General features: G+C 61.2%; 17 protein-coding genes. 7 read left to right on the forward strand and 10 right to left on the reverse strand.

The genetic code is table 11. The features are described 5' to 3' along the window. Positions 1–55 precede the first annotated feature (55 nt). Positions 56–943 carry a UTP--glucose-1-phosphate uridylyltransferase GalU gene (galU, locus tag ACODR6_RS27180; protein ID WP_112719951.1) on the reverse strand — a complete coding sequence of 296 codons (888 nt, stop codon included), beginning with the start codon at positions 941–943 and terminating at the stop codon, positions 56–58. A 200-nt stretch (positions 944–1143) separates the two neighbouring features. Between galU and ACODR6_RS27185 the strand changes: the two genes are divergently transcribed. Both ACODR6_RS27185 and ACODR6_RS27190 read left to right on the forward strand, forming a co-directional pair. Continuing rightward, the gene (locus tag ACODR6_RS27185) at positions 1144–2367 is read left to right on the forward strand and encodes a lytic murein transglycosylase (RefSeq protein ID WP_112719952.1); all 1224 of its coding nucleotides are present in this window, start codon (positions 1144–1146) and stop codon (positions 2365–2367) included. An 82-nt stretch (positions 2368–2449) separates the two neighbouring features. Next, complete coding sequence (locus ACODR6_RS27190; protein ID WP_489025456.1) at positions 2450–3655, forward strand: SGNH/GDSL hydrolase family protein; 1206 nt, start codon at positions 2450–2452, stop codon at positions 3653–3655. A gap of 3 nt (positions 3656–3658) precedes the next feature. Here ACODR6_RS27190 and ACODR6_RS27195 read toward each other — a convergent pair whose 3' ends face one another. The 4 genes from ACODR6_RS27195 to ACODR6_RS27210 form a co-directional block, all read right to left on the reverse strand. After that, a complete protein-coding gene (locus ACODR6_RS27195) occupies positions 3659–4183 on the reverse strand; it encodes a GNAT family N-acetyltransferase (RefSeq protein ID WP_489025458.1) in 525 nt (174 codons plus the stop codon). A 59-nt stretch (positions 4184–4242) separates the two neighbouring features. Further along, entirely contained in the window at positions 4243–5697 is a 1455-nt protein-coding gene (locus tag ACODR6_RS27200; protein WP_112719954.1) for a glutamate synthase subunit beta, read from the reverse strand. Between the two features lie 220 nt (positions 5698–5917). Next, on the reverse strand, positions 5918–10642 hold the full coding sequence (gene gltB, locus ACODR6_RS27205) for a glutamate synthase large subunit (protein ID WP_199629005.1): 4725 nt from the start codon (positions 10640–10642) through the stop codon (positions 5918–5920). A gap of 357 nt (positions 10643–10999) precedes the next feature. Then, complete coding sequence (locus ACODR6_RS27210) at positions 11000–11182, reverse strand: hypothetical protein (protein ID WP_148194694.1); 183 nt, start codon at positions 11180–11182, stop codon at positions 11000–11002. An 18-nt stretch (positions 11183–11200) separates the two neighbouring features. Between ACODR6_RS27210 and ACODR6_RS27215 the strand changes: the two genes are divergently transcribed. After that, positions 11201–12253 carry a threonine aldolase family protein gene (locus ACODR6_RS27215; RefSeq protein WP_489025460.1) on the forward strand — a complete coding sequence of 351 codons (1053 nt, stop codon included), beginning with the start codon at positions 11201–11203 and terminating at the stop codon, positions 12251–12253. Between the two features lie 7 nt (positions 12254–12260). On the opposite strand, the gene ACODR6_RS27220 is transcribed toward ACODR6_RS27215, so the two are convergent. Then, positions 12261–12389 carry a hypothetical protein gene (locus tag ACODR6_RS27220; protein WP_281438203.1) on the reverse strand — a complete coding sequence of 43 codons (129 nt, stop codon included), beginning with the start codon at positions 12387–12389 and terminating at the stop codon, positions 12261–12263. 207 nt (positions 12390–12596) lie between these two features. On the opposite strand from ACODR6_RS27220, the gene ACODR6_RS27225 reads away from it, so the two are divergent. Then, positions 12597–13034, forward strand: coding sequence for a BA14K family protein (locus ACODR6_RS27225; RefSeq protein ID WP_199629003.1), 438 nt, complete (start codon positions 12597–12599; stop codon positions 13032–13034). 37 nt (positions 13035–13071) lie between these two features. On the opposite strand, the gene ACODR6_RS27230 is transcribed toward ACODR6_RS27225, so the two are convergent. Next, on the reverse strand, positions 13072–13929 hold the full coding sequence (locus ACODR6_RS27230) for a LysR substrate-binding domain-containing protein (RefSeq protein ID WP_112719958.1): 858 nt from the start codon (positions 13927–13929) through the stop codon (positions 13072–13074). Positions 13930–13977: 48 nt separating this feature from the next. Here ACODR6_RS27230 and ACODR6_RS27235 point away from each other — a divergent pair, with 48 nt between their 5' ends. Then, positions 13978–15027, forward strand: coding sequence for a bile acid:sodium symporter family protein (locus tag ACODR6_RS27235; protein ID WP_489025463.1), 1050 nt, complete (start codon positions 13978–13980; stop codon positions 15025–15027). Positions 15028–15107: 80 nt separating this feature from the next. Here the strand turns inward: ACODR6_RS27235 and ACODR6_RS27240 are convergent, their stop codons facing one another. After that, positions 15108–15575 (reverse strand): Hsp20 family protein, encoded by a 468-nt coding sequence (locus ACODR6_RS27240; RefSeq protein WP_112719960.1) that lies wholly within the window; start codon positions 15573–15575, stop codon positions 15108–15110. A gap of 420 nt (positions 15576–15995) precedes the next feature. Between ACODR6_RS27240 and ACODR6_RS27245 the strand changes: the two genes are divergently transcribed. Beyond that, the gene (locus ACODR6_RS27245; RefSeq protein WP_112719964.1) at positions 15996–16970 is read left to right on the forward strand and encodes an alpha/beta fold hydrolase; all 975 of its coding nucleotides are present in this window, start codon (positions 15996–15998) and stop codon (positions 16968–16970) included. Positions 16971–16982: 12 nt separating this feature from the next. Here the strand turns inward: ACODR6_RS27245 and hisN are convergent, their stop codons facing one another. Together hisN and ACODR6_RS27255 are read right to left on the reverse strand one after the other, a co-directional pair. Next, the gene (gene hisN, locus ACODR6_RS27250; protein WP_203430062.1) at positions 16983–17756 is read right to left on the reverse strand and encodes a histidinol-phosphatase; all 774 of its coding nucleotides are present in this window, start codon (positions 17754–17756) and stop codon (positions 16983–16985) included. 247 nt (positions 17757–18003) lie between these two features. Further along, positions 18004–18885: an N-formylglutamate amidohydrolase gene (locus tag ACODR6_RS27255; RefSeq protein ID WP_112719962.1), complete on the reverse strand. Its 882-nt coding sequence runs from the start codon at positions 18883–18885 to the stop codon at positions 18004–18006. Positions 18886–19073: 188 nt separating this feature from the next. Between ACODR6_RS27255 and cpdR1 the strand changes: the two genes are divergently transcribed. Continuing rightward, complete coding sequence (gene cpdR1 / locus ACODR6_RS27260) at positions 19074–19436, forward strand: response regulator CpdR1 (RefSeq protein ID WP_003542883.1); 363 nt, start codon at positions 19074–19076, stop codon at positions 19434–19436. Positions 19437–19566 lie beyond the last annotated feature (130 nt).

Below are 19566 nucleotides of genomic sequence, written 5' to 3' on the forward strand. Positions count from 1 at the left end.
CTACGCATCAGGCTTTCCGAAAATCGATTCCGATTTTCGGGCCGATGCTTGGACTTCAGAGACCCTTCAGCAAAGCCTTGAAGCCTTCCTCGACGGTCGGGCGGATATCCGCACGGTCGAGCGCGAAGGCGACGTTGGCGAGGATGAAGCCATCCTTGGCGCCGCAGTCATAGGTCGTGCCGCGGAAGTGGTAGCCGGCGAAGGCCTGATCCTTCAGCAGCTTCAGCATGCCGTCGGTCAGCTGGATCTCGTTGCCGGCGCCGCGTTCCTGGGTTTCCAGGATCTTGAAGATCTCCGGCTGCAGGATGTAGCGGCCGTTGATGAAGAAGTTCGAGGGCGCCGTGCCCTTGGCAGGCTTTTCGACCATGCCGGTGATGCGGAAGCCGTCGCCGATCGCATCGCCGACACCAACGATACCGTATTTGTGAGCCTGATCCGGAGCGCATTCCTCGACGGCGATGATGTTGCCGCCGCTCTGGCCGTAAAGGTCGATCATGCCCTTCATGCAGCCCTTGCCTTCGGCCTTCATGATCATGTCAGGGAGAAGCAGCGCGAAGGGCTCGTCGCCGACGATCTCGCGGGCGCACCAGACGGCGTGGCCGAGACCAAGCGGTTCCTGCTGGCGGGTGAAGCTGACGGTGCCGGCCTTCGGCAGCTGCGCTTCGAGCAGCGTCATTTCCGCCTTCTTGCTGCGCTCGCGCAGCGTCTGCTCCAGTTCGAAATGGATATCGAAATAGTCTTCGATGATGTGCTTGTTGCGGCCGGTGACGAAAACGAAATGTTCGATACCGGCTTCCAGAGCCTCGTCGACCACGTACTGAATGATCGGTTTATCGACGACGGTCAGCATTTCCTTCGGAACGGCCTTCGTCGCTGGAAGGAACCGGGTTCCAAGACCTGCGACCGGGAATACCGCTTTACGAACTTTTTTCTGCTGCGTCACGTAGAACCTCCTGGGGGGTTTATCGCTTTGAACTCAAGCTATTTGGGGTGAATTAAGCTAAATTCGCTACTGTTTTACAAATGATGACGGGAAGACGTTGTCATGGTAAAGAATTTGTTGACTTCGTTCCGGTAGTCTCGGGTCCGGACGGAATGCCCCTCCGCCGCACTTGTAACAGAGATGACGGATACGGACTGCCGATGACCAAAAATCACAAATACTCCCTTCGTGGTCTTGCCCTCGCCCTCGTTGTGACCGCGTCCGCCGGTTTGGCACCCCATAACGCGGCTGCCGACCAGCGGTTCCAGAAGTGGATCGCGGATTTTTATCAAACTGCCGCGCAAAATGGCATCAGCAAGGCAACCTATCGGAAAGCCTTCTCCGGTGTGAGCGAACCCGACCCTACAGTCCTTGAAAAGGCGGCCTTTCAGCCGGAATTCACAACCAAGATTTGGGACTATGTGGATTCCCGCGTGAACCCCTACACGGTCGAGATCGGCCGCAAAATGGCCGCAAAGCATGCCTCGACTCTGAACGCCATCGAGCGCCATTTCGGCGTCGACAAGACGATCATCCTGGCGATCTGGTCGATGGAATCGAACTACGGCGCCGTTCTCGAAAAGGACGATCGCCTGCATTACGTGCCGCGCGCCCTTGCGACGCTGGCCTATGCCGACGAGCGCCGGGCGAAATTCGCCAAGAAGCAGCTGATCGCAGCCCTCAAGATCCTGCAGAACGGCGACATCTCCGCCGATGGCATGACCGGCTCCTGGGCCGGCGCCATGGGCCACACGCAGTTCATTCCGACGAGCTACCTGCTCTACGCCGTCGACGCCGACGGCAACGGCCATCGCGACATCTGGAATTCGGTTCCCGATGCGCTGGCGACATCGGCCAACCTGCTTGCCAAGAACGGCTGGCAAACCGGCAAGACCTGGGGCTACGAAGTTTCGGTTCCGGCCTCTGCCGCCAAGCAGGCGGGAAAGACCCACACGCTGGCCCAGTGGGCGGCCATGGGCCTGACGCGTCCGAACGGCAAGAGCTTCAAGGACGCCGGCACCAAGGCGATCCTGAAGATGCCGGGCGGCGCTGGTGGCCCTGGCTTCCTGATGACCTCCAACTTCTTCACCATCAAGAAGTACAACGCCTCCGACAGCTACGCGCTTGCCGTTGGCCTGCTCGCCGACGAGATCGCCGGCTATGGCGGCATGAAGCAGCGCTGGCCGCGCCCGGACGGCACGCTCGATGTGAAGGAAAAATTCGAGCTGCAGACGCGCCTGAAGACGCTCGGCTATTACAACGGCGAAGTCGACGGCAATTTCGGCTCCGGCTCGAAGGCCGCCATCTCGGCCGTGCAGGAACGCCTGGGGATGCAGGCCGACGGCGAGCCCTCGCTTCCGCTGCTCAACGCGCTGCGCCGCTAGACGGCAAGATTTCGCGACATAAATCCTATCCGGAGTGGACGCTCGCGCCCACTCCATGCGAAAATGCCGCGAGATGCGGGACATGACCATGCGACCACAGGGCAACAAGCGTAAATCCGGCTGGCGGACGGCGACGATCGCGCTGTTGGCCCTGTCTTTCGGCGTAACCGCGCCCGTTCATTTCGCCGATGCGCAGGAGCGCTACGAGCGCCGCTCGATTCTCGATTTCTTCTTCGGCCGCCGCACCTATGTCGACGATTATCCGCCGCCGCCGGATGTGGAGCGCCCCCGCCCGCAGCGCAAGCGCCCTCCAGCCAAGCCGAAGGCGGTAACATCGGCGCCGAAGCCCGCACCTGTCGTTCCGCAAGAGGAGACGGTCCAGAAGCTCGAAAACGCCCAGAAGATCCTGATCGTCGGCGACTTCCTGGCCAGCGGCCTCGGCGACGGCATGACCGATGCATTCAACACCTCGCCGGGCGTCGTCATCGATGCGCGCGGCAATGTCTCCTCCGGCCTGGTGCGCGACGACTATTACAATTGGCCCGAACAGCTCCTGAAGATGATGGACGAGGTGAAGCCCGCCATCGTCGTCGTCATGATCGGCGCCAACGACCGCCAGCAGATGGCGATCAACGGCGACAAGGAGAAATTCCGCACCGAAGCCTGGTATGCCGAGTATCAGAAGCGCGTACTGAATTTCGGTAGGGAAGTGACCAACCGCAAGATCCCGCTGCTCTGGGTCGGTCTTCCCGCCTTCGGTTCCGATTCGATGACCTCGGACGCGGTCCAGATGAACCAGCTCTACCGCAAGCAGGTGGAAAGCGTCGGCGGCGAGTTCGTCGACATCTGGGACGGCTTCGTCGACGAGGGCGGCCAGTTCATCGTCACCGGTTCCGATATCAACGGCCAGCAGGTGCGCTTGCGCACCTCCGACGGCATCAACCTGACGCAGGCCGGCCGCCGCAAGGTCGCCTTCTATGTCGAAAAGCCTGCCCGCCGCATCCTCGGCACGCAGGCGAGCCCGGACCTCGTGCGCCTCGATACCAGCAACCTGCCGAGCCTCGGCCTGCCCGAGCCGAACGTGCCGCATACGCAGCCGATCAGCCTCTCCGATCCCAATCTCGACGGCGGCTCCGAACTGCTCGGCGCCAAGGCACCGCCGGTCTCGCTCACCAAGTCGCCGCGCGACATGCTGGTGCAGGACGGCATGGTCGAAGAGGCTCCCGCCGGGCGCGTCGACGACTACCGCCTTCCAGCAAAGGAGCCGAAGCAGGTTTCGGCGAAGTAACGGCTAACCGGCAGAGCGGATGTAGATGAAATTCTCGTGCTGCTCTCCCTCGAACTCGAAATAGGTCGAGCCGCCCCGCCGAAGCCCCTGTTTCTGATAGAAGCGGATTGCCGGGAGGTTCTGATGGTTGACCCCAAGCCAGGCATGACGCTTGCCGCGCGCTGACAGCACGCGGTCCGCCTCTTCCAGGAGCTTCGCGCCAAGACCCTTCCCTAGAAAATGCTCCTGAATATAGAGCGTGACGATCTCGGTATCGATATCGGGCTCATCAGGGCATGGCGCCTCGAAATCCAGCCGCAGATAGCCGACGAGATGGCCTTTGCTTTCGCAGAGGATGAAATATTGCGGATCCGAGGCGATCTGGCGCCGGACGTTTTCCTCGATGAACTGCTGCAGGACGTAGTCGGCGATCGCCCGGCGAATGCCTGTCTTCGCATAGGTATGCAGCCAGACCTGGATCGCCAGAGCCGCAACATTGGCGGCATCCTCAGGCACGGCTTTTCGAAACGAGTAGGTCATGGCAGGCATAGATAAGCCGCCTGCGATGTCTCGCAAGCGGCTCGTCTGAAACCGGACGGACCGGCAGATTAGCGCGGCAGAACCGTCGAACCCATCAGCGCTTCGTCGATGGCGCGGGCGGCCTGGCGGCCTTCCCGGATCGCCCAGACGACCAGCGACTGACCGCGGCGCACGTCGCCAGCGGTCCAGAGCTTGTCGACCGAGGTCTTGTAGTCGCTGTCGTTGGCAACGACGTTGGTCGAGCCGCGGCGGTCGGTATTGAGCGTCAGCTTGCCGTCGAGATCCTTCAGCACGCTATCGGTGAACGGGCCGCGGAAGCCGATCGCGATGAAAGCGAGATCGGCCTTGATGATGAACTCCGTGCCGGGAACCGGCTTGCGGCGCTCATCGACTTCGCAGCACTTGACGCCGGTGAGCTGGCCGTCTTCGCCGATGAACTCCAGGGTCGCGACCTGAAACTCGCGCACCGCGCCTTCGGCCTGCGAGGAGGAGGTACGCATCTTCGTGGCCCAGAACGGCCAGACGGCGAGCTTGTCTTCCTTCTCCGGCGGCTGCGGGCGGATGTCGAGCTGGGTGACCTTCACGGCGCCCTGACGGAAAGCCGTGCCGACGCAGTCCGACGCGGTATCGCCACCACCGACGACGACGACGTGCTTGGCACCGGCGAGGATCGGATCTGCCTGCCAGCCGACGCTGTCGATATTCTCGCGGCCGACGCGCTTGTTCTGCTGCACGAGGTAAGGCATCGCATCGTGAACGCCGGCGAAATCCGTGCCCGGAATGCCTGCCTCACGCGGCGTTTCCGAACCGCCGCAATAAAGAACGGCGTCGTAATCGGCGAGCAGCTGCTCCATCTTCACATCGACGCCGACATTGACGCCACAGTGGAAGGTCACGCCTTCGCCCTTCATCTGCTCGACGCGGCGATCGATGAAGTTCTTCTCCATCTTGAAGTCAGGAATACCGTAGCGCAGCAGGCCGCCGGGCTTCGACTCGCGCTCGTAGAGGTGAACCTCGTGACCGGCGCGGCCGAGCTGCTGGGCAGCCGCCATGCCGGCAGGACCGGAGCCGATGATCGCAACCTTCTTGCCGGTATGAACCGTCGCCGGCTGCGGCCGGATGAAGCCGAGCTCATAGGCCTTGTCGGCAATCGCCTGTTCGACCGTCTTGATCGCGACCGGCGTATCTTCGAGGTTCAGCGTGCAGGCTTCCTCGCAGGGCGCCGGGCAGACGCGGCCGGTGAACTCCGGGAAGTTGTTGGTGGAATGCAGGTTCTGGATCGCTGCTTCCCAGTTGTTGTTGTAGACGAGGTCGTTCCAATCCGGGATCTGGTTATGCACCGGGCAGCCGGTCGGACCGTGGCAATAGGGGATGCCACAGTCCATGCAGCGGGCAGCCTGCTTCTGCACTTCCGGGTCCGACATCGGGATCGTGAATTCGCGGAAATGCCGGATACGATCGGACGCCGGCTGATACTTCGCAACCTGCCGGTCGATTTCCAGAAAGCCTGTAACCTTACCCATATTTTCGTCCCTTACACTCATGACCGCCTCGCCTGCGGCCAGTTGTCCATCATCAGCCTCAACTTCGGAGGCAGGTTGCTTCTTTCGACCGTCATCAGCACTTATCCCCTGAGATCCATCCGCGCGGACCAGCAGCAGGATGCTGCCGCCGATCGGCGCGGGTCATTTGAAGATAGTCCGGTCATCCGCCATGCACCGGCACGGCGGACTTCTCTGCAAGTTATTCGGCAGCAATCCCCATCCGGGCGCGCTCCATTTCCTCAAGCGCACGGCGGTACTCGACCGGCATGACCTTGCGGAATTTCGGGCGGTAGTCGGCCCAGGCGTCCAGGATCTGCTTGGCGCGGGTGGAGCCCGTGTAGTGCAGATGGTTGGAGATCAGCTGGTAGAGGCGCTCCTCGTCGTGACGCGTCATGTCGCCGGAGACGTCGACACGTCCCTTGTGCGCCAGATCGCCGCCGTGATGATGCAGCTTCTCCATCATGTCGTCCTCTTCCGGAACCGGCTCGAGTTCGACCATGGCCATGTTGCAGCGCTTGGCGAAGTCGCCGCTCTCGTCGAGAACGTAGGCCACACCGCCGGACATGCCAGCCGCGAAGTTGCGGCCCGTTGCGCCGAGCACGACGACCACGCCGCCCGTCATGTATTCGCAGCCGTGGTCGCCCACGCCTTCGACGACAGCGATGGCGCCGGAGTTACGAACCGCGAAGCGCTCGCCCGCGACACCGCGGAAGTAGCACTCGCCTTCGGTCGCGCCGTAGAGAACGGTGTTGCCAACGATGATCGAATCTTCGGCGACGATCTTCGAATTCTCAGGCGGACGAACGATGATCTTGCCGCCCGAGAGACCCTTGCCGACATAGTCGTTGCCGTCGCCGATCAGGTTGAAGGTGACGCCGCGGGCGAGGAACGCGCCGAAGCTCTGGCCAGCCGTACCCTTGAGGGTCACGTTGATCGTGTCTTCCTTCAGACCACGGTGATTGTAGCGCTTGGCCACCTCACCCGACAGCATGGCACCGGCCGAACGGTCGACATTCTTGATGTCGACTTCGAAGGCAACCGGGGTCTTCGACGTAAGAGCCGGCTGCGCCTGCTCGATCATCTTGCGGTCGAGAATGTCGTCGATCGGATGCTTCTGGCGGGTCGTCCAGTAGGTCGCTTCCTTCTCAGCCTCGACCTTGTGGAAGATGCGGCTGAAATCGAGACCCTTGGCCTTCCAGTGCGCCAGCATCTCGTCCTTCTCGAGCAGCTCCGAAGCGCCGATGATGTCATCGAGCTTGGTGAAGCCGAGGGACGCGAGGATTTCGCGCACTTCGTTGGCGACGAAGAAGAAGTAGTTGATGACGTGCTCTGCCGTGCCCTTGAAGCGCTTGCGCAGAACCGGATCCTGCGTCGCAACGCCCACCGGACAGGTGTTCAGGTGGCACTTGCGCATCATGATGCAGCCCGCCGCGATCAGCGGAGCCGTCGCAAAGCCGAATTCGTCGGCACCGAGCAGCGCGCCAATGATGACGTCGCGGCCGGTCTTCAGGCCGCCATCGACCTGCAGCGCGATGCGTGAACGAAGGCCGTTCAGCACCAGCGTTTGCTGCGTCTCGGCAAGGCCGATTTCCCAGGGCGAACCGGCATGCTTCAGCGACGTCAGCGGCGATGCGCCGGTACCGCCGTCGAAGCCGGAGACCGTGATATGGTCGGCGCGCGCCTTGGCAACGCCGGCGGCAACCGTGCCGACGCCGACTTCCGAAACGAGCTTGACCGAGACGTCAGACGTCGGGTTGACGTTCTTCAGGTCGTAGATCAGCTGCGCCAGATCTTCGATCGAGTAGATATCGTGGTGCGGCGGCGGCGAAATCAGGCCGACGCCCGGAGTGGAGTGACGGGTCTTGGCGACGGTCGCATCGACCTTGTGGCCGGGCAGCTGACCGCCTTCGCCGGGCTTTGCACCCTGCGCGACCTTGATCTGCAGCATGTCGGCATTGACGAGATATTCGGTGGTCACACCAAAGCGTCCCGACGCGATCTGCTTGATCGCCGAGCGTTCCGGGTTGGACGAACCATCCGGCAGCGGCATGTAGCGGTCGCTCTCTTCGCCGCCTTCGCCGGTGTTCGACTTGCCGCCGATCCTATTCATGGCGATTGCCAGCGTCGTATGCGCCTCACGGCTGATCGAGCCGAAGGACATGGCGCCCGTCGAGAAGCGCTTGACGATATCGGCAGCAGCCTCGACCTCGTCGATGGAGACCGGCTTGCGGCCGAGCTGCTCGGCGCTCTTGATGTTGAAGAGGCCACGGATCGTGTTCATCCGCAGCGCCGAGGTGTTCACCATCTCGGCGAATTCACGGTAGCGGTCCTCGGCATTGCCGCGAACGGCGTGCTGCAGGGTCGCAACGGCATCCGGCGTCCAGGCATGGCTTTCGCCGCGCATGCGGTAGGCATATTCGCCGCCGATATCGAGGGTCGTGGCGAGCAGCGGATCCTTGCCGAAAGCCGAGTTGTGGCGGGCAACGGTTTCCTCGGCGATCGCCGCGAGATCGACGCCTTCGATCATCGTCGCAGTACCGAAGAAATACTTGTCGACCAGTTCCTGCTGCAGGCCGATCGCATCGAAGATCTGCGCGCCGCAATAGGACTGATAGGTCGAAATGCCCATCTTGGACATGACCTTCAGGATGCCCTTACCGACAGCCTTGATATAGCGGTAGACGACTTCCGAGGCATCGACTTCCTTCGGGAACTCGCCCTTGGCATGCATGTCGAGCAGCGTGTCGAAGGCGAGATACGGGTTGATCGCTTCGGCGCCGTAGCCGGCCAGCAGGCAGAAGTGATGCACTTCGCGTGGTTCGCCGGTTTCGACGACGATGCCGACGGACGTGCGCAGACCCTTGCGGATCAGGTGATGGTGGACGGCAGCGGTCGCCAGCAGCGCCGGGATGGCGATACGGTCCGGGCCGAGCTGACGGTCAGAGAGAACGATGATGTTGTAGCCGCCCTTGACCGCAGCTTCGGCGCGCTCACAGAGGCGATCGAGCATCTCGGGCATGCCTTCGGCGCCGCGCTCGACGTCATAGGTGAAGTCGAGCGTCTTGGTGTCGAAGCGGTCTTCGGTGTGACCGATGGAGCGGATCTTTTCGAGATCGCCATTGGTCAGGATCGGCTGGCGCACTTCCAGGCGCTTGGCATTCGCCATGCCGGTATGGTCGAGCAGGTTCGGACGCGGGCCGATGAACGACACGAGGCTCATGACCAGCTCTTCGCGGATCGGATCGATCGGCGGGTTGGTGACCTGCGCGAAGTTCTGCTTGAAATAGGTGTAGAGCAGCTTCGACTTCTCGGACATTGCCGAAATCGGCGTATCCGTGCCCATCGAGCCGACGGCTTCCTGGCCCGTCGTCGCCATCGGCGACATCAGGATGCGGGTGTCTTCGGTCGTGTAGCCGAAGGCCTGCTGGCGGTTCAGCAGCGACACGTCGCGACGAAGCGCACGGGGCTCGACCGGCTTCAGGTCTTCGAGGATGAGCTGGGTGCGATCGAGCCAGCTGCGATAGGGATGCTTGGTCGCAAGCTCGGACTTCACCTCTTCGTCCGAGATGATACGGCCCTTCTCCATGTCGATCAGCAGCATCTTGCCCGGCTGCAGGCGCCACTTCTGGACGATATCCTCTTCGGCAACCGGCAGCGTGCCGGCTTCCGAGGCGAGGATGATGCGGTCGTCGTTGGTGACGAGATAGCGGGCCGGGCGCAGGCCGTTACGGTCGAGCGTCGCGCCGATCTGCTTGCCGTCGGTGAAGGCAACGGCAGCCGGGCCGTCCCACGGCTCCATCAGGGCGGCGTGATACTCGTAGAATGCCTTGCGTTCGGCCGCCATCGACTGGTTGCCGGCCCAGGCTTCCGGGATCAGCATCATCACGGCATGCGCCATGGAATAGCCGCCGCGCACGAGGAACTCGAGCGCGTTGTCGAAACAGGCCGTATCCGACTGCCCCTCATAGGAGATCGGCCAGAGCTTGGAGATATCCTCACCGAAGAGCGGCGAGGAAACCGAAGCCTGACGCGCCGCCATCCAGTTGACGTTGCCGCGCAGCGTGTTGATTTCGCCGTTATGGGCGACCATGCGGTACGGATGCGCCAGCTTCCAGGACGGGAAGGTGTTGGTCGAGAAGCGCTGGTGCACCAGGGCGACCGCAGATTCGAAGCGCGGGTCCGCCAGGTCCTTGTAGTAGTCACCGACCTGATAGGCCAGGAACATGCCCTTGTAGACGACGGTCGCCGATGACAGCGACACCGGATAGAAGTTGCTCTCCTCGCCGTCGAACTCGTCATAGATACGGTTGGAGATCACCTTGCGGAGCGTGAAGAGGCGGCGCTCGAACTCGTCGTTGGTCGCGGCATCCTTACCAGCGCCGATGAAGACCTGGACGTGATGCGGCTCGGTGGCGGCGATCTCGGGCGCCTTGGAGAGCGAGGAGTTATCGACGGGCACATCGCGGAAGCCGAGGAAGACCTGGCCTTCTTCGACGATGACGTCCTTGATGACCTTCTTGAAATGCTCGATCTGCTTCTCGTCGCGCGGCATGAAGATATGGCCCATGCCATACTCGCCGAACTTCGGCAGGGTAATGCCCTGCTTCGCCATCTCCTCGCGGAAGAAGCGGTCGGGGATTTGCACGAGAATACCGGCGCCATCGCCCATCAGCGGATCGGCGCCGACGGCACCGCGATGCGTCAGGTTCTCGAGAATGAAGAGACCGTCCTTGACGATCTGATGCGACTTCTGGCCCTTCATATGGGCAACGAAGCCGACGCCGCAGGCATCATGCTCGTTGCGCGGATCGTAGAGGCCCTGCTTGGCAGGCAGACCGGAAGCGAATTTGCGCGTTTTGGCCGTTGCGCGCGCATCGGCTGCAGCAATCTGGTCAAAACTCGTGGATGGCGTCTTCTTCGTCATCGTCTTCGCTCCTGTCAAAGCCCGCGGGGACTGCGGGCGGCCTTTCGTCATGCACCGTCCCCGATCTTAGGTTCGGCGCGTGACAGCGCTGTTGCATTGTGAAGATCCGGCCGCATGCGTCCGCCAAAAGCGATCCGCCGCGCTCCGCGCCTGCCAGCCGCCTCCGCTTGGGCCGATTGCCCGCGCTCCTGGCGACTATAACGTGAAAGCCTGAAAACGTCAGGACTCTCGGCGCCTCTTCGGCCATAAAGGCCAAAATAGGACAGCAACCCTGCCCTAATTCACTAGTTCTATGACAGAAGGCTGGGGCGCCCGCAAGACCATCAAATTAAAAAAACATGAACTTCCGAATGAAAATTACAATCTGTATTTTTGGTACGCAATAAAATTACACAGTTTTGCATTATTTTGTTTGTTGATTGCCGAAATCAGATTTCGTGATGGATCGGCCAGCGGCCCCTTGTCGCTCACTGCAATGGCGCCTTGATCGCTCACCGCAATGGCGTAATGTCCCTGCCGGGATTTGCCCCGCCTTTTCATTTGATAAACGGTTTCCTCATGTTCTTCGCATCCGATAACTGGGCCGGCGCTCACGAAGCCATTGCCCAGCGCCTGCTTTCCGCTTCCACCGGCTTTGCCGCCGCCTATGGCAACAGCGACCTCGACAAAAAGGTCCAGGCCCGCTTTTCCGAAGTCTTCGAGCGCGATGTCGCCGTGTTCTTCGTCTCGACCGGCACAGCTGCCAATTCGCTGTCGCTTGCCAGCGTCCAGCGCCCCGGCGGCATCACCTTCTGCCATTCGGAAGCCCATGTGATCGAAGATGAATGCGGCGCCCCGGAGTTCTTTTCCAACGCCTCGCGCCTCGTTGCCGTCAGCGGCGAGTTCGGAAAGATCGATCCGGCGCAACTTTCGGCAAAGATCGCCGGCTACCCTGAGGACGCCGTGCATCACGGCCGCGCCAGCGCCGTCACCATCACCCAGGCGACCGAGATCGGCACCGTCTATTCGCTGCCGGAGATCGGCGAGATTTCCTCGATCGCCAGGAAGCGCAATCTGCCGCTCCATATGGATGGCGCCCGGTTCGCCAATGCGCTCGTGGCGCTTGGCGCCACACCCGCCGAAATGACCTGGAAGCGCGGCGTCGATATTCTCTCTTTCGGCGGCACCAAGAATGGCTGCTGGTGCGCGGAGGCGATCGTCTTCTTCAATCCGGATCAGGCAAAGGAAATGCCGTTCATCCGCAAGCGCGCCGCCCAGCTTTTCTCCAAGTCGCGCTTCATTGCCGCGCAGTTCGATGCCTATTTCGAGGAAGAGCTGTGGCTTGGCCTCGCCCGCCATTCGAACGGCATGGCCGATCACCTGCGTGCCGGCATCGGCGCCAGCAACTCCGCCCGCCTTGCCTGGCCGACGGCATCGAACGAGGTGTTCGCGGTGATCACCAAGAGTGCTGCAAAGACGGCCGAAAGCCGTGGTGCGAAATTTTATGAATGGCCGATCCCGGTTTCCATGCCGGAACTTGTCGGCGACAACGAAACGCTGATCCGCCTGGTGACCAGCTTCGCCACGACGGAAGCCGATGTCGACGGCTTCCTGAAATGCCTGGCGGCATAAGACAGCATCAATTCTGATGCCCGAAGACGGCGGATTGGGGCGCTCCCTGATCCGCCTTTTCTGCTTCGTGGCCGATCACCACGATCATCATCACGCAGGCAACCAGCCCGGATATGAACACTGCACCATAAATCATCGGTCCGTTCTCCCTTGCCCCGAACGACGACCTTTACCTGGTGCTAAATTACGAACCGAAATCTGACCAAACGCCTAAGCGACAGGGTTGAGACCTGCTTAAAATAGTAAGCAGGGCGTTAACTTTTGCGTGAAGATACAAACAAAAGCAAAGTGTTGCGGAACTTTACCCTCGCCTCAGGACTTTACAGGCGAAAGGTGAAAAATCATGAAAAAGCTCGCAATCGTACTCGTCTCGCTTGTAACCGGTTTTACAGGCATTGCCCCCGCTCAGGCCTTCCCGGTCATGGCAATCCAGAGGCCCGACATAACATCGCCCGGCATTGCCTCAGATGTGCAACAGGTCCGCGACCGCCGCTGGATCCGCCATGGGTGGCACGGCAACAACAGGCGCTACTACAACAACCGCTACTATCGCGGCCGCTACTACCATCACCACCACCACAACAATGCCGGTGCGATCATCGGCGGTCTCGCAGCAGGCGCGATCATCGGTGGTGCGCTGAGCGCTGCCACGCAGCCGCGCTACTACGGCGGCAACTCGCATACCCGCTGGTGCTACAGCCGCTATCGCTCCTACAGGGCATCGGACAACACGTTCCAGCCCTATAACGGTCCCCGCCAGCAGTGCGTCGGCCCCTACTGATCGAAAGAAAAGCCCCGCTCCGGCGGGGTTTTTCTTGTCAGCCGCCGGAGCGAAGGCTGCGAACCTTCCCGAGAATATCGTCCGACAGAGCAGAAACCAGCGCCCGGTCCGCCCCCTTGCGCGGCACCAGCACGAATTCCACATCCTCGAGAACAGGCAACCGCCCGGGCGCGATCTCCTTCAATCCCGCCGGCGCCATGCTGCGCGGCTGGACCAGCACGCCCATCCCGGCGCGGGCCGCCGCCGTCAGGCCGCTCAGGCTGCCGCAGGTGCAGACGATCCGCCAGGCCACCTGCGTCCGCCCCAGCGCCTCCAGCGCGATGCTGCGCGTGACACTCGGCGCCGGAAAGGCGATCAGCGGCAGTGGACTCTGCTGCAGAACATGCTCCGGATCGCGCGCCAGCCAAATCAGCGGCTCGCGATAGACGAGCTTGCCGCGCGCATCGCCGAGCCTGCGCTTCGCGAGAACCAGATCGATCTCGCCATTGTCCTGCATCTCATAGAGCGCACCCGAGAGCGCGACGGTCAGCTCGAGATCGACGGATGGATGCGAGCGCACGAAATCCTCAAGCACGGCCGGCAGCTGGCTGGTCACGAAATCCTCGGAAACGCCGAGCCGCAGCTTGCCGCGCAGGCTGTTTCCCCGAAACAGCGACTGCACCTGCCCCTCGATTGAAAGCATGGCGCGGGCATGCGACAGCAACGCCTCGCCATCCCCTGTAAGCACCACCTTATGCGTATCGCGGGCCAAGAGCTTCCGGCCGACCGAGCTTTCAAGCCGTTGAATATGCTGGCTGACGGTCGATTGTCCAAGCCCGAGCCGCTCCGCCGCAAGGGTAAAGCTGCCCATCTGCTCGACGGCAACGAAACTGCGCAATTGGGTCAGATCAAGCATGACGATCCCATTTCGTGATAACTGTTATTCCTTGCATCCTGAATCACAATGGATGACAAGACAATGAACTTGTTATTGCCCGGGACCACCACCATGCGCCGTTTCCTGCCCGATACCTTGACGATCCTGCTTGTCTGCACCGTCATCCTCGCCTCGCTGTTTCCTGCGAATGGCGCGTTCGCAGGCTATTTCGACATCGCAACGGATTTCGCCATCGCCCTACTCTTCTTCCTGCACGGGGCCCGCCTGTCGCGGGATGTGGTGATCGCTGGCGTGCTGCACTGGCGCCTGCATCTGGCGATCCTGCTGGTCACCTTTGCCCTCTTCCCGCTGCTCGGCCTGGCGATCGGCTTCATCCCGGACTGGATCCTGCCGCAACCGCTCTATCTTGGCATCCTCTTCCTCTGCGTCCTGCCCTCGACGGTGCAGTCGTCGATCGCCTTTACCTCGATGGCCGGCGGCAATGTTCCGGCGGCGATCTGCTCGGCTTCGGCATCGAATATCTTCGGCATGTTCCTGACGCCGCTGCTCGTGGGCCTGCTCTTCTCGGTCGGCGGCCATGGCGGCTTTTCCTGGGATGCGCTTGAGCAGATCATGCTGCAGCTGTTGCTGCCCTTCGTGCTCGGCCAGGTGCTGCAGCCCTGGATCGGCGACTGGATCCGCTCCAAGAAGAAGATCCTGATGCCCGTCGACCGCGGCTCGATCCTGATGGTCGTCTACGCAGCCTTCAGCAAGGCGGTCATCGAGGGCCTCTGGCACCAGTTCTCGATCGGCGACATCGCCGCCGTCATCATCATCGATATGCTGCTGCTCGGTTTCGTGCTGCTCTTCACCATGTTCGGCAGCCGCATGCTCGGCTTCAACAAGGCCGACGAGATCACCATCACCTTCTGCGGCTCCAAGAAGAGCCTGGCGAGCGGCGTGCCGATGGCAAACGTCATCTTCGTCGGCCAGCCGATCGGCGCCATCGTTCTGCCGCTCATGCTGTTCCACCAGATCCAGCTGATGGCCTGCGCCGTCATCGCCCAGAAATATGCGGCCGCCGCCAAGAAGCGGGCGACTGCCAAGGAAATCGAACAGGCCGCAAGCCCGGCCTGATCCCCTTAGATATAGCGCAATAAAAAAGCGGCGCTCCAACGGAGCGCCGCCTGCCTTTTCCTATTCCTGGGAGGAATTGGTTAGCTGTTGACCTGAGCCTCGATCGCCTTCGGCGCGCTCACCGGCTCGGCGGCAATCGCGATCTTGCGGGGCTTCATGGCCTCCGGAATGCTGCGAAGAAGATCGATATGCAGGAGACCGTTCTTCAGCGAAGCGGCGGTGACCTCGACATGGTCGGCCAGCTGGAAGCGGCGCTCGAACGTGCGCTTGGCGATGCCGCGATAGAGGAACTCGCTGCCTTCGGCATTGTCTTCGCTCTTTTCACCCTTGACGTTCAGAGCGTGAGCCTGGGCTTCGATCGAGATCTCGGTTTCGTCGAAACCGGCGACGGCCATGGTGATACGGTAGGTATTCTCACCGGTGCGCTCGATATTGTAGGGCGGATAGGTCTGGCCTTGATCCGGCTGAGCGAGGCTGTCGAGCATCGTGAAGAGACGGTCGAAACCGACGGTGGAACGGTAGAGGGGAGAGAAATCGACGTGACGCATAGTGTCCTCCTTGGGAAGCGACGAGTTGCGATAAAGATGCCCCTGAAACCCCATATTCGGCAGCTTCGGGACGGTTTCGCAGGCCCTTCCGGCGCCTGCAGAATTCAGATGGTGATGGCTTTTGGCGAGTTCAAGCCCTGCCGTTAACACCCGTGAACCACGCATGAACGCCTGGTTCGGCATGCGTTCAGCCGCCCTGCCTTAGGAATCGGATCGTCGGGTGATCAAACTGGCCCGATGGCTGAAGTGCATCGTCCCTTCTTCTTCAGTCCGATTATGGACCGGCGCCGGGCATCCCTCTCGCCCCGCCGGTCTCTTTTTTCTCCACTGCTCTTGGCGGGTGGCGATCTTTAAGAATTGATTTCACGCCCTCGTGCATTATCCCCTAGACTGGAAGCTCAGCGAACGATGGCAATGCTCATGGATCAGGTTCTCATCTCGACACCAGACAATCCGGCACCCGACAACCGGACCGAAGGCTATTTCGAGACTTTCGACGGTCAGAAGCTGCGCTATGCCGTCTTCCGCTCCAACGCCTCCGTTGCCAAGGGCACTGTCGTCCTGCTGCAGGGGCGCAACGAATATATCGAGAAATATTTCGAGACGATCCGCGACCTGACCGCCCGGGGTCTCTGGGTTGCGACCTTCGATCTGCGCGGCCAGGGCGGCTCGCCGCGCCTCGTCAAGAAGCGCCAGCATGGCCATGTCCGCCGCTTTTCAGATTACGAGCGCGATCTCGATATCTTCCTCGAGAAGGTCGTGCTGCCCGATACCCGCCTGCCCTTCTACATTCTGGCGCATTCGACCGGCGCGCTGATCGCTCTTTCGGCAGCACCCTATCTCGCCACCCGTATCGAGCGCATGGTGCTTTCGGCGCCATTCATCGGCCTGATCGGCCAAGCGGCTTCCGCCTCGACGATCAGGAGGCTGGCATCGACGGCCTGCGCCATCGGGCTCGGCTCCATGCCGCTGACCGGCAAGTTGCGCGAGCCGGAATTCCGCGACAATCCGCTGACCTCGGATGAAGTGCGCTTCGAGCGCAACGTTTCGATGATGCGCGACCACCCCGAGCTAACGCTCGGGCCGCCGACGGCCCGCTGGCTGGTCGAATCCTTCAAGACGATCGACAAGGTCATGACGCCGAACCACCTGTTCTCGATCACTATCCCGACGGTGGTGATCGCCCCCACCCGCGATGGCGTCGTGCCCTATATCGCCCAGGAGCGGCTGTCGCGCTATTTCCGCGCCGGACAGCTGGTACCGATCAACGGCGCCCGTCACGAGATCTTCCAGGAGCGCGACGCCTATCGCGCCGCCGCGCTCGCCGCCTTCCACGCCTTCATCCCCGGCAGCGATGCCGAGGCTGAGCAGGAGGTCGAAGGAATCGGCGTCTGACGCCCGCGCCCTTTAGCGCTGCAGGATGGCGATCGCCTGCTCATAAACGGCGCGGCTGCCGGCGGCGATGATCGAGCCGCCATTTTCCGGCCGTCCGCCGTCCCATGTCGTCATGATGCCGCCTGCTTTCTCGATGACCGGGATGATGCCGCCGACATCATAGGGCTTCAGGCTGTTTTCGATCACCAGATCGATATGACCGGCCGCGAGCAGCGCATAGGCATAGCAGTCGCAGCCGTAACGGAAGAGCCGTACCTGGCTTTCGATCTCGCGATACTTGTCCATCTCGCTACCGGTAAAGAGATGCGGCGAGGTGGTGAACAGGATGGCGTTGGAAAGGCTGCCGCAATCGCGCACCTGAAGCCGCCGCTCGCCCTCGGGACCCGTATAGATCGCGCCGTTCTCATCGGCGAAATAGCGCTCGCCGGTGAACGGCTGCTCGATCATGCCCATGACCGCCCGGCCGTTCTTCTGCAGACCGATCAGCGTGCCCCAGACGGGAACGCCCGAAATGAAGGCGCGGGTCCCGTCGATCGGATCGATCACCCAGACATATTCGCGATCCAGACCGACGCTGCCATGCTCTTCGCCGAGAATGCCATGCTCGGGATAGTGCTCTTCAATCAGCTTGCGGATCGCGACTTCTGCCGCCTGATCACCCTCGGTGACCGGGTCGAAGCCGCTGGCGAGCTTGTTGACGACGCTGAGGCCGGAGCGGAAACGCGGCAAAGTCTCAGCCTTGGCGGCTTCCGCCAGGCGATTGAAGAACGAGCGGTCGGGGAGCATGGCGGATCCGTTTCTAGCCTCGGTAATGGCGCTTTTCATAGCGAAACTGCGTTAAAATGCAAACACTTCAGGCAATCGATCTTTATCTGCCTAAATATTTTGCACTGCAATATTTTGCTTGACGATTGTGCAATGCAATAGTAGCTTCTTCTTACAGTCTTCTGACTGTAAATACCCTCCTTGGGTGTTTCCTCCCTAGACTTAGCCGCGCTGCAGAGCGCGGTTTTTTTTGACCTGGAGGGAGGAATTACTCTGCGGCAAGCGCCGTATCGTCGGCGAAACGCTGTACGTAGTCCGCCATCTGCCGCATGAAGCTTGTCACCGCATTGGCGATGACGGGGAAATCGGCCCGCTTCTCCAGCGTCACCTCATCGACATAGATCGAACGGTTCACCTCGATCTGCAGCGCATGCAGCCCGCGCGAGGGGCGGCCGTAATGCTCGGTGATGAAGCCGCCGGCATAAGGCTTGTTGCGGATGGCGTTGAAGCCCATTTCCTCGAAAATGCTGATCGCGGTGCGCGACAACTCGGCCGATGCCGACGTCCCGTAGCGGTCGCCGATGATGAAGTCCGGCCGCTGGTTGCTGCCGGCGATACGGATATTACCCGGCATCGAGTGGCAGTCGATCAGCACGCCGAAGCCGAACTGCACATGGGTACGCGCAATCAGCCGCCGCAGCGCCGCATGGTAGGGCTTATAGACGCTCTCGACGCGGTCGAGCCCCTCCTGGACCGGGATCCGGTGAGAGTAGATCTCCATGTTCTCGGCAACGATGCGCGGGATCGTCCCGAGACCGCCGGCAACCCGCAGCGAATTGACGTTGGCATAGGACGGCAGCATGCCGTCGAACATCCGCGGATCGAGTTCGTACGGTTCACGGTTAACGTCGAGATAGGCGCGCGGGAAGTTTGCGAAGAGCAGCGGCGCACCGAGCATGCTCGCCGCCGAGAACAGCTCTTCGACATAATGATCCTCCGAGCGGCGGATCGAAATGCCCTGCAAACGCGACTGAGCGATAAATTCCGGTGGATAAATACGGCCGCTATGGGGGGAATTGTAAACGAAGGGAATGGTCTGCGACACGGGCTCACGTATCTCAAAAAGCTCGTATTCGCGGATTTCCGGCACCTTCTGCCCTCTTAACCATGTCGTTCGAGGCTGACTTGGCCTATGTTGCCAGTTGCCCGGCCTCAAGTCCATACTATGTACAGGGGATGACAGCCTTGGGCCGTCACTTCACCGGTTGTTTACTGGGGAAGGACTAGTGTAATGGCTGGAGCCTTCCATAAAAATTCATCTCACCAGCGGTCTGGATAATGACTCAGAAGATACTGCTTGCAGAAGACGACAATGACATGCGCCGCTTCCTTGTGAAGGCGCTCGAAAAGGCCGGCTACAAGGTTCTGTCCTACGACAACGGCGCAAGCGCCTACGACCGGCTCCGCGAAGAACCCTTTTCACTCCTCCTGACCGATATCGTCATGCCTGAAATGGACGGCATCGAGCTGGCGCGCCGCGCCACCGAACTCGATCCGGACCTGAAGGTCATGTTCATCACCGGTTTCGCAGCCGTCGCGCTGAACCCCGATTCGAAGGCGCCGAAGGACGCCAAGGTCCTCTCCAAGCCTTTCCACCTCCGCGACCTGGTCGATGAAGTGAATAAAATGCTTGCCGCATAAGGCTTCCAGGCGTCGCGTCACAAAACTTCAAAAAAGCCTATTGACGGCCCCAAAGGTTTTGTGATCTATGCGCCGCCATCGGATGGGCGTGTAGCTCAGCGGGAGAGCACTACGTTGACATCGTAGGGGT

Source organism: Rhizobium sp. FG96 (genome assembly GCF_057808655.1).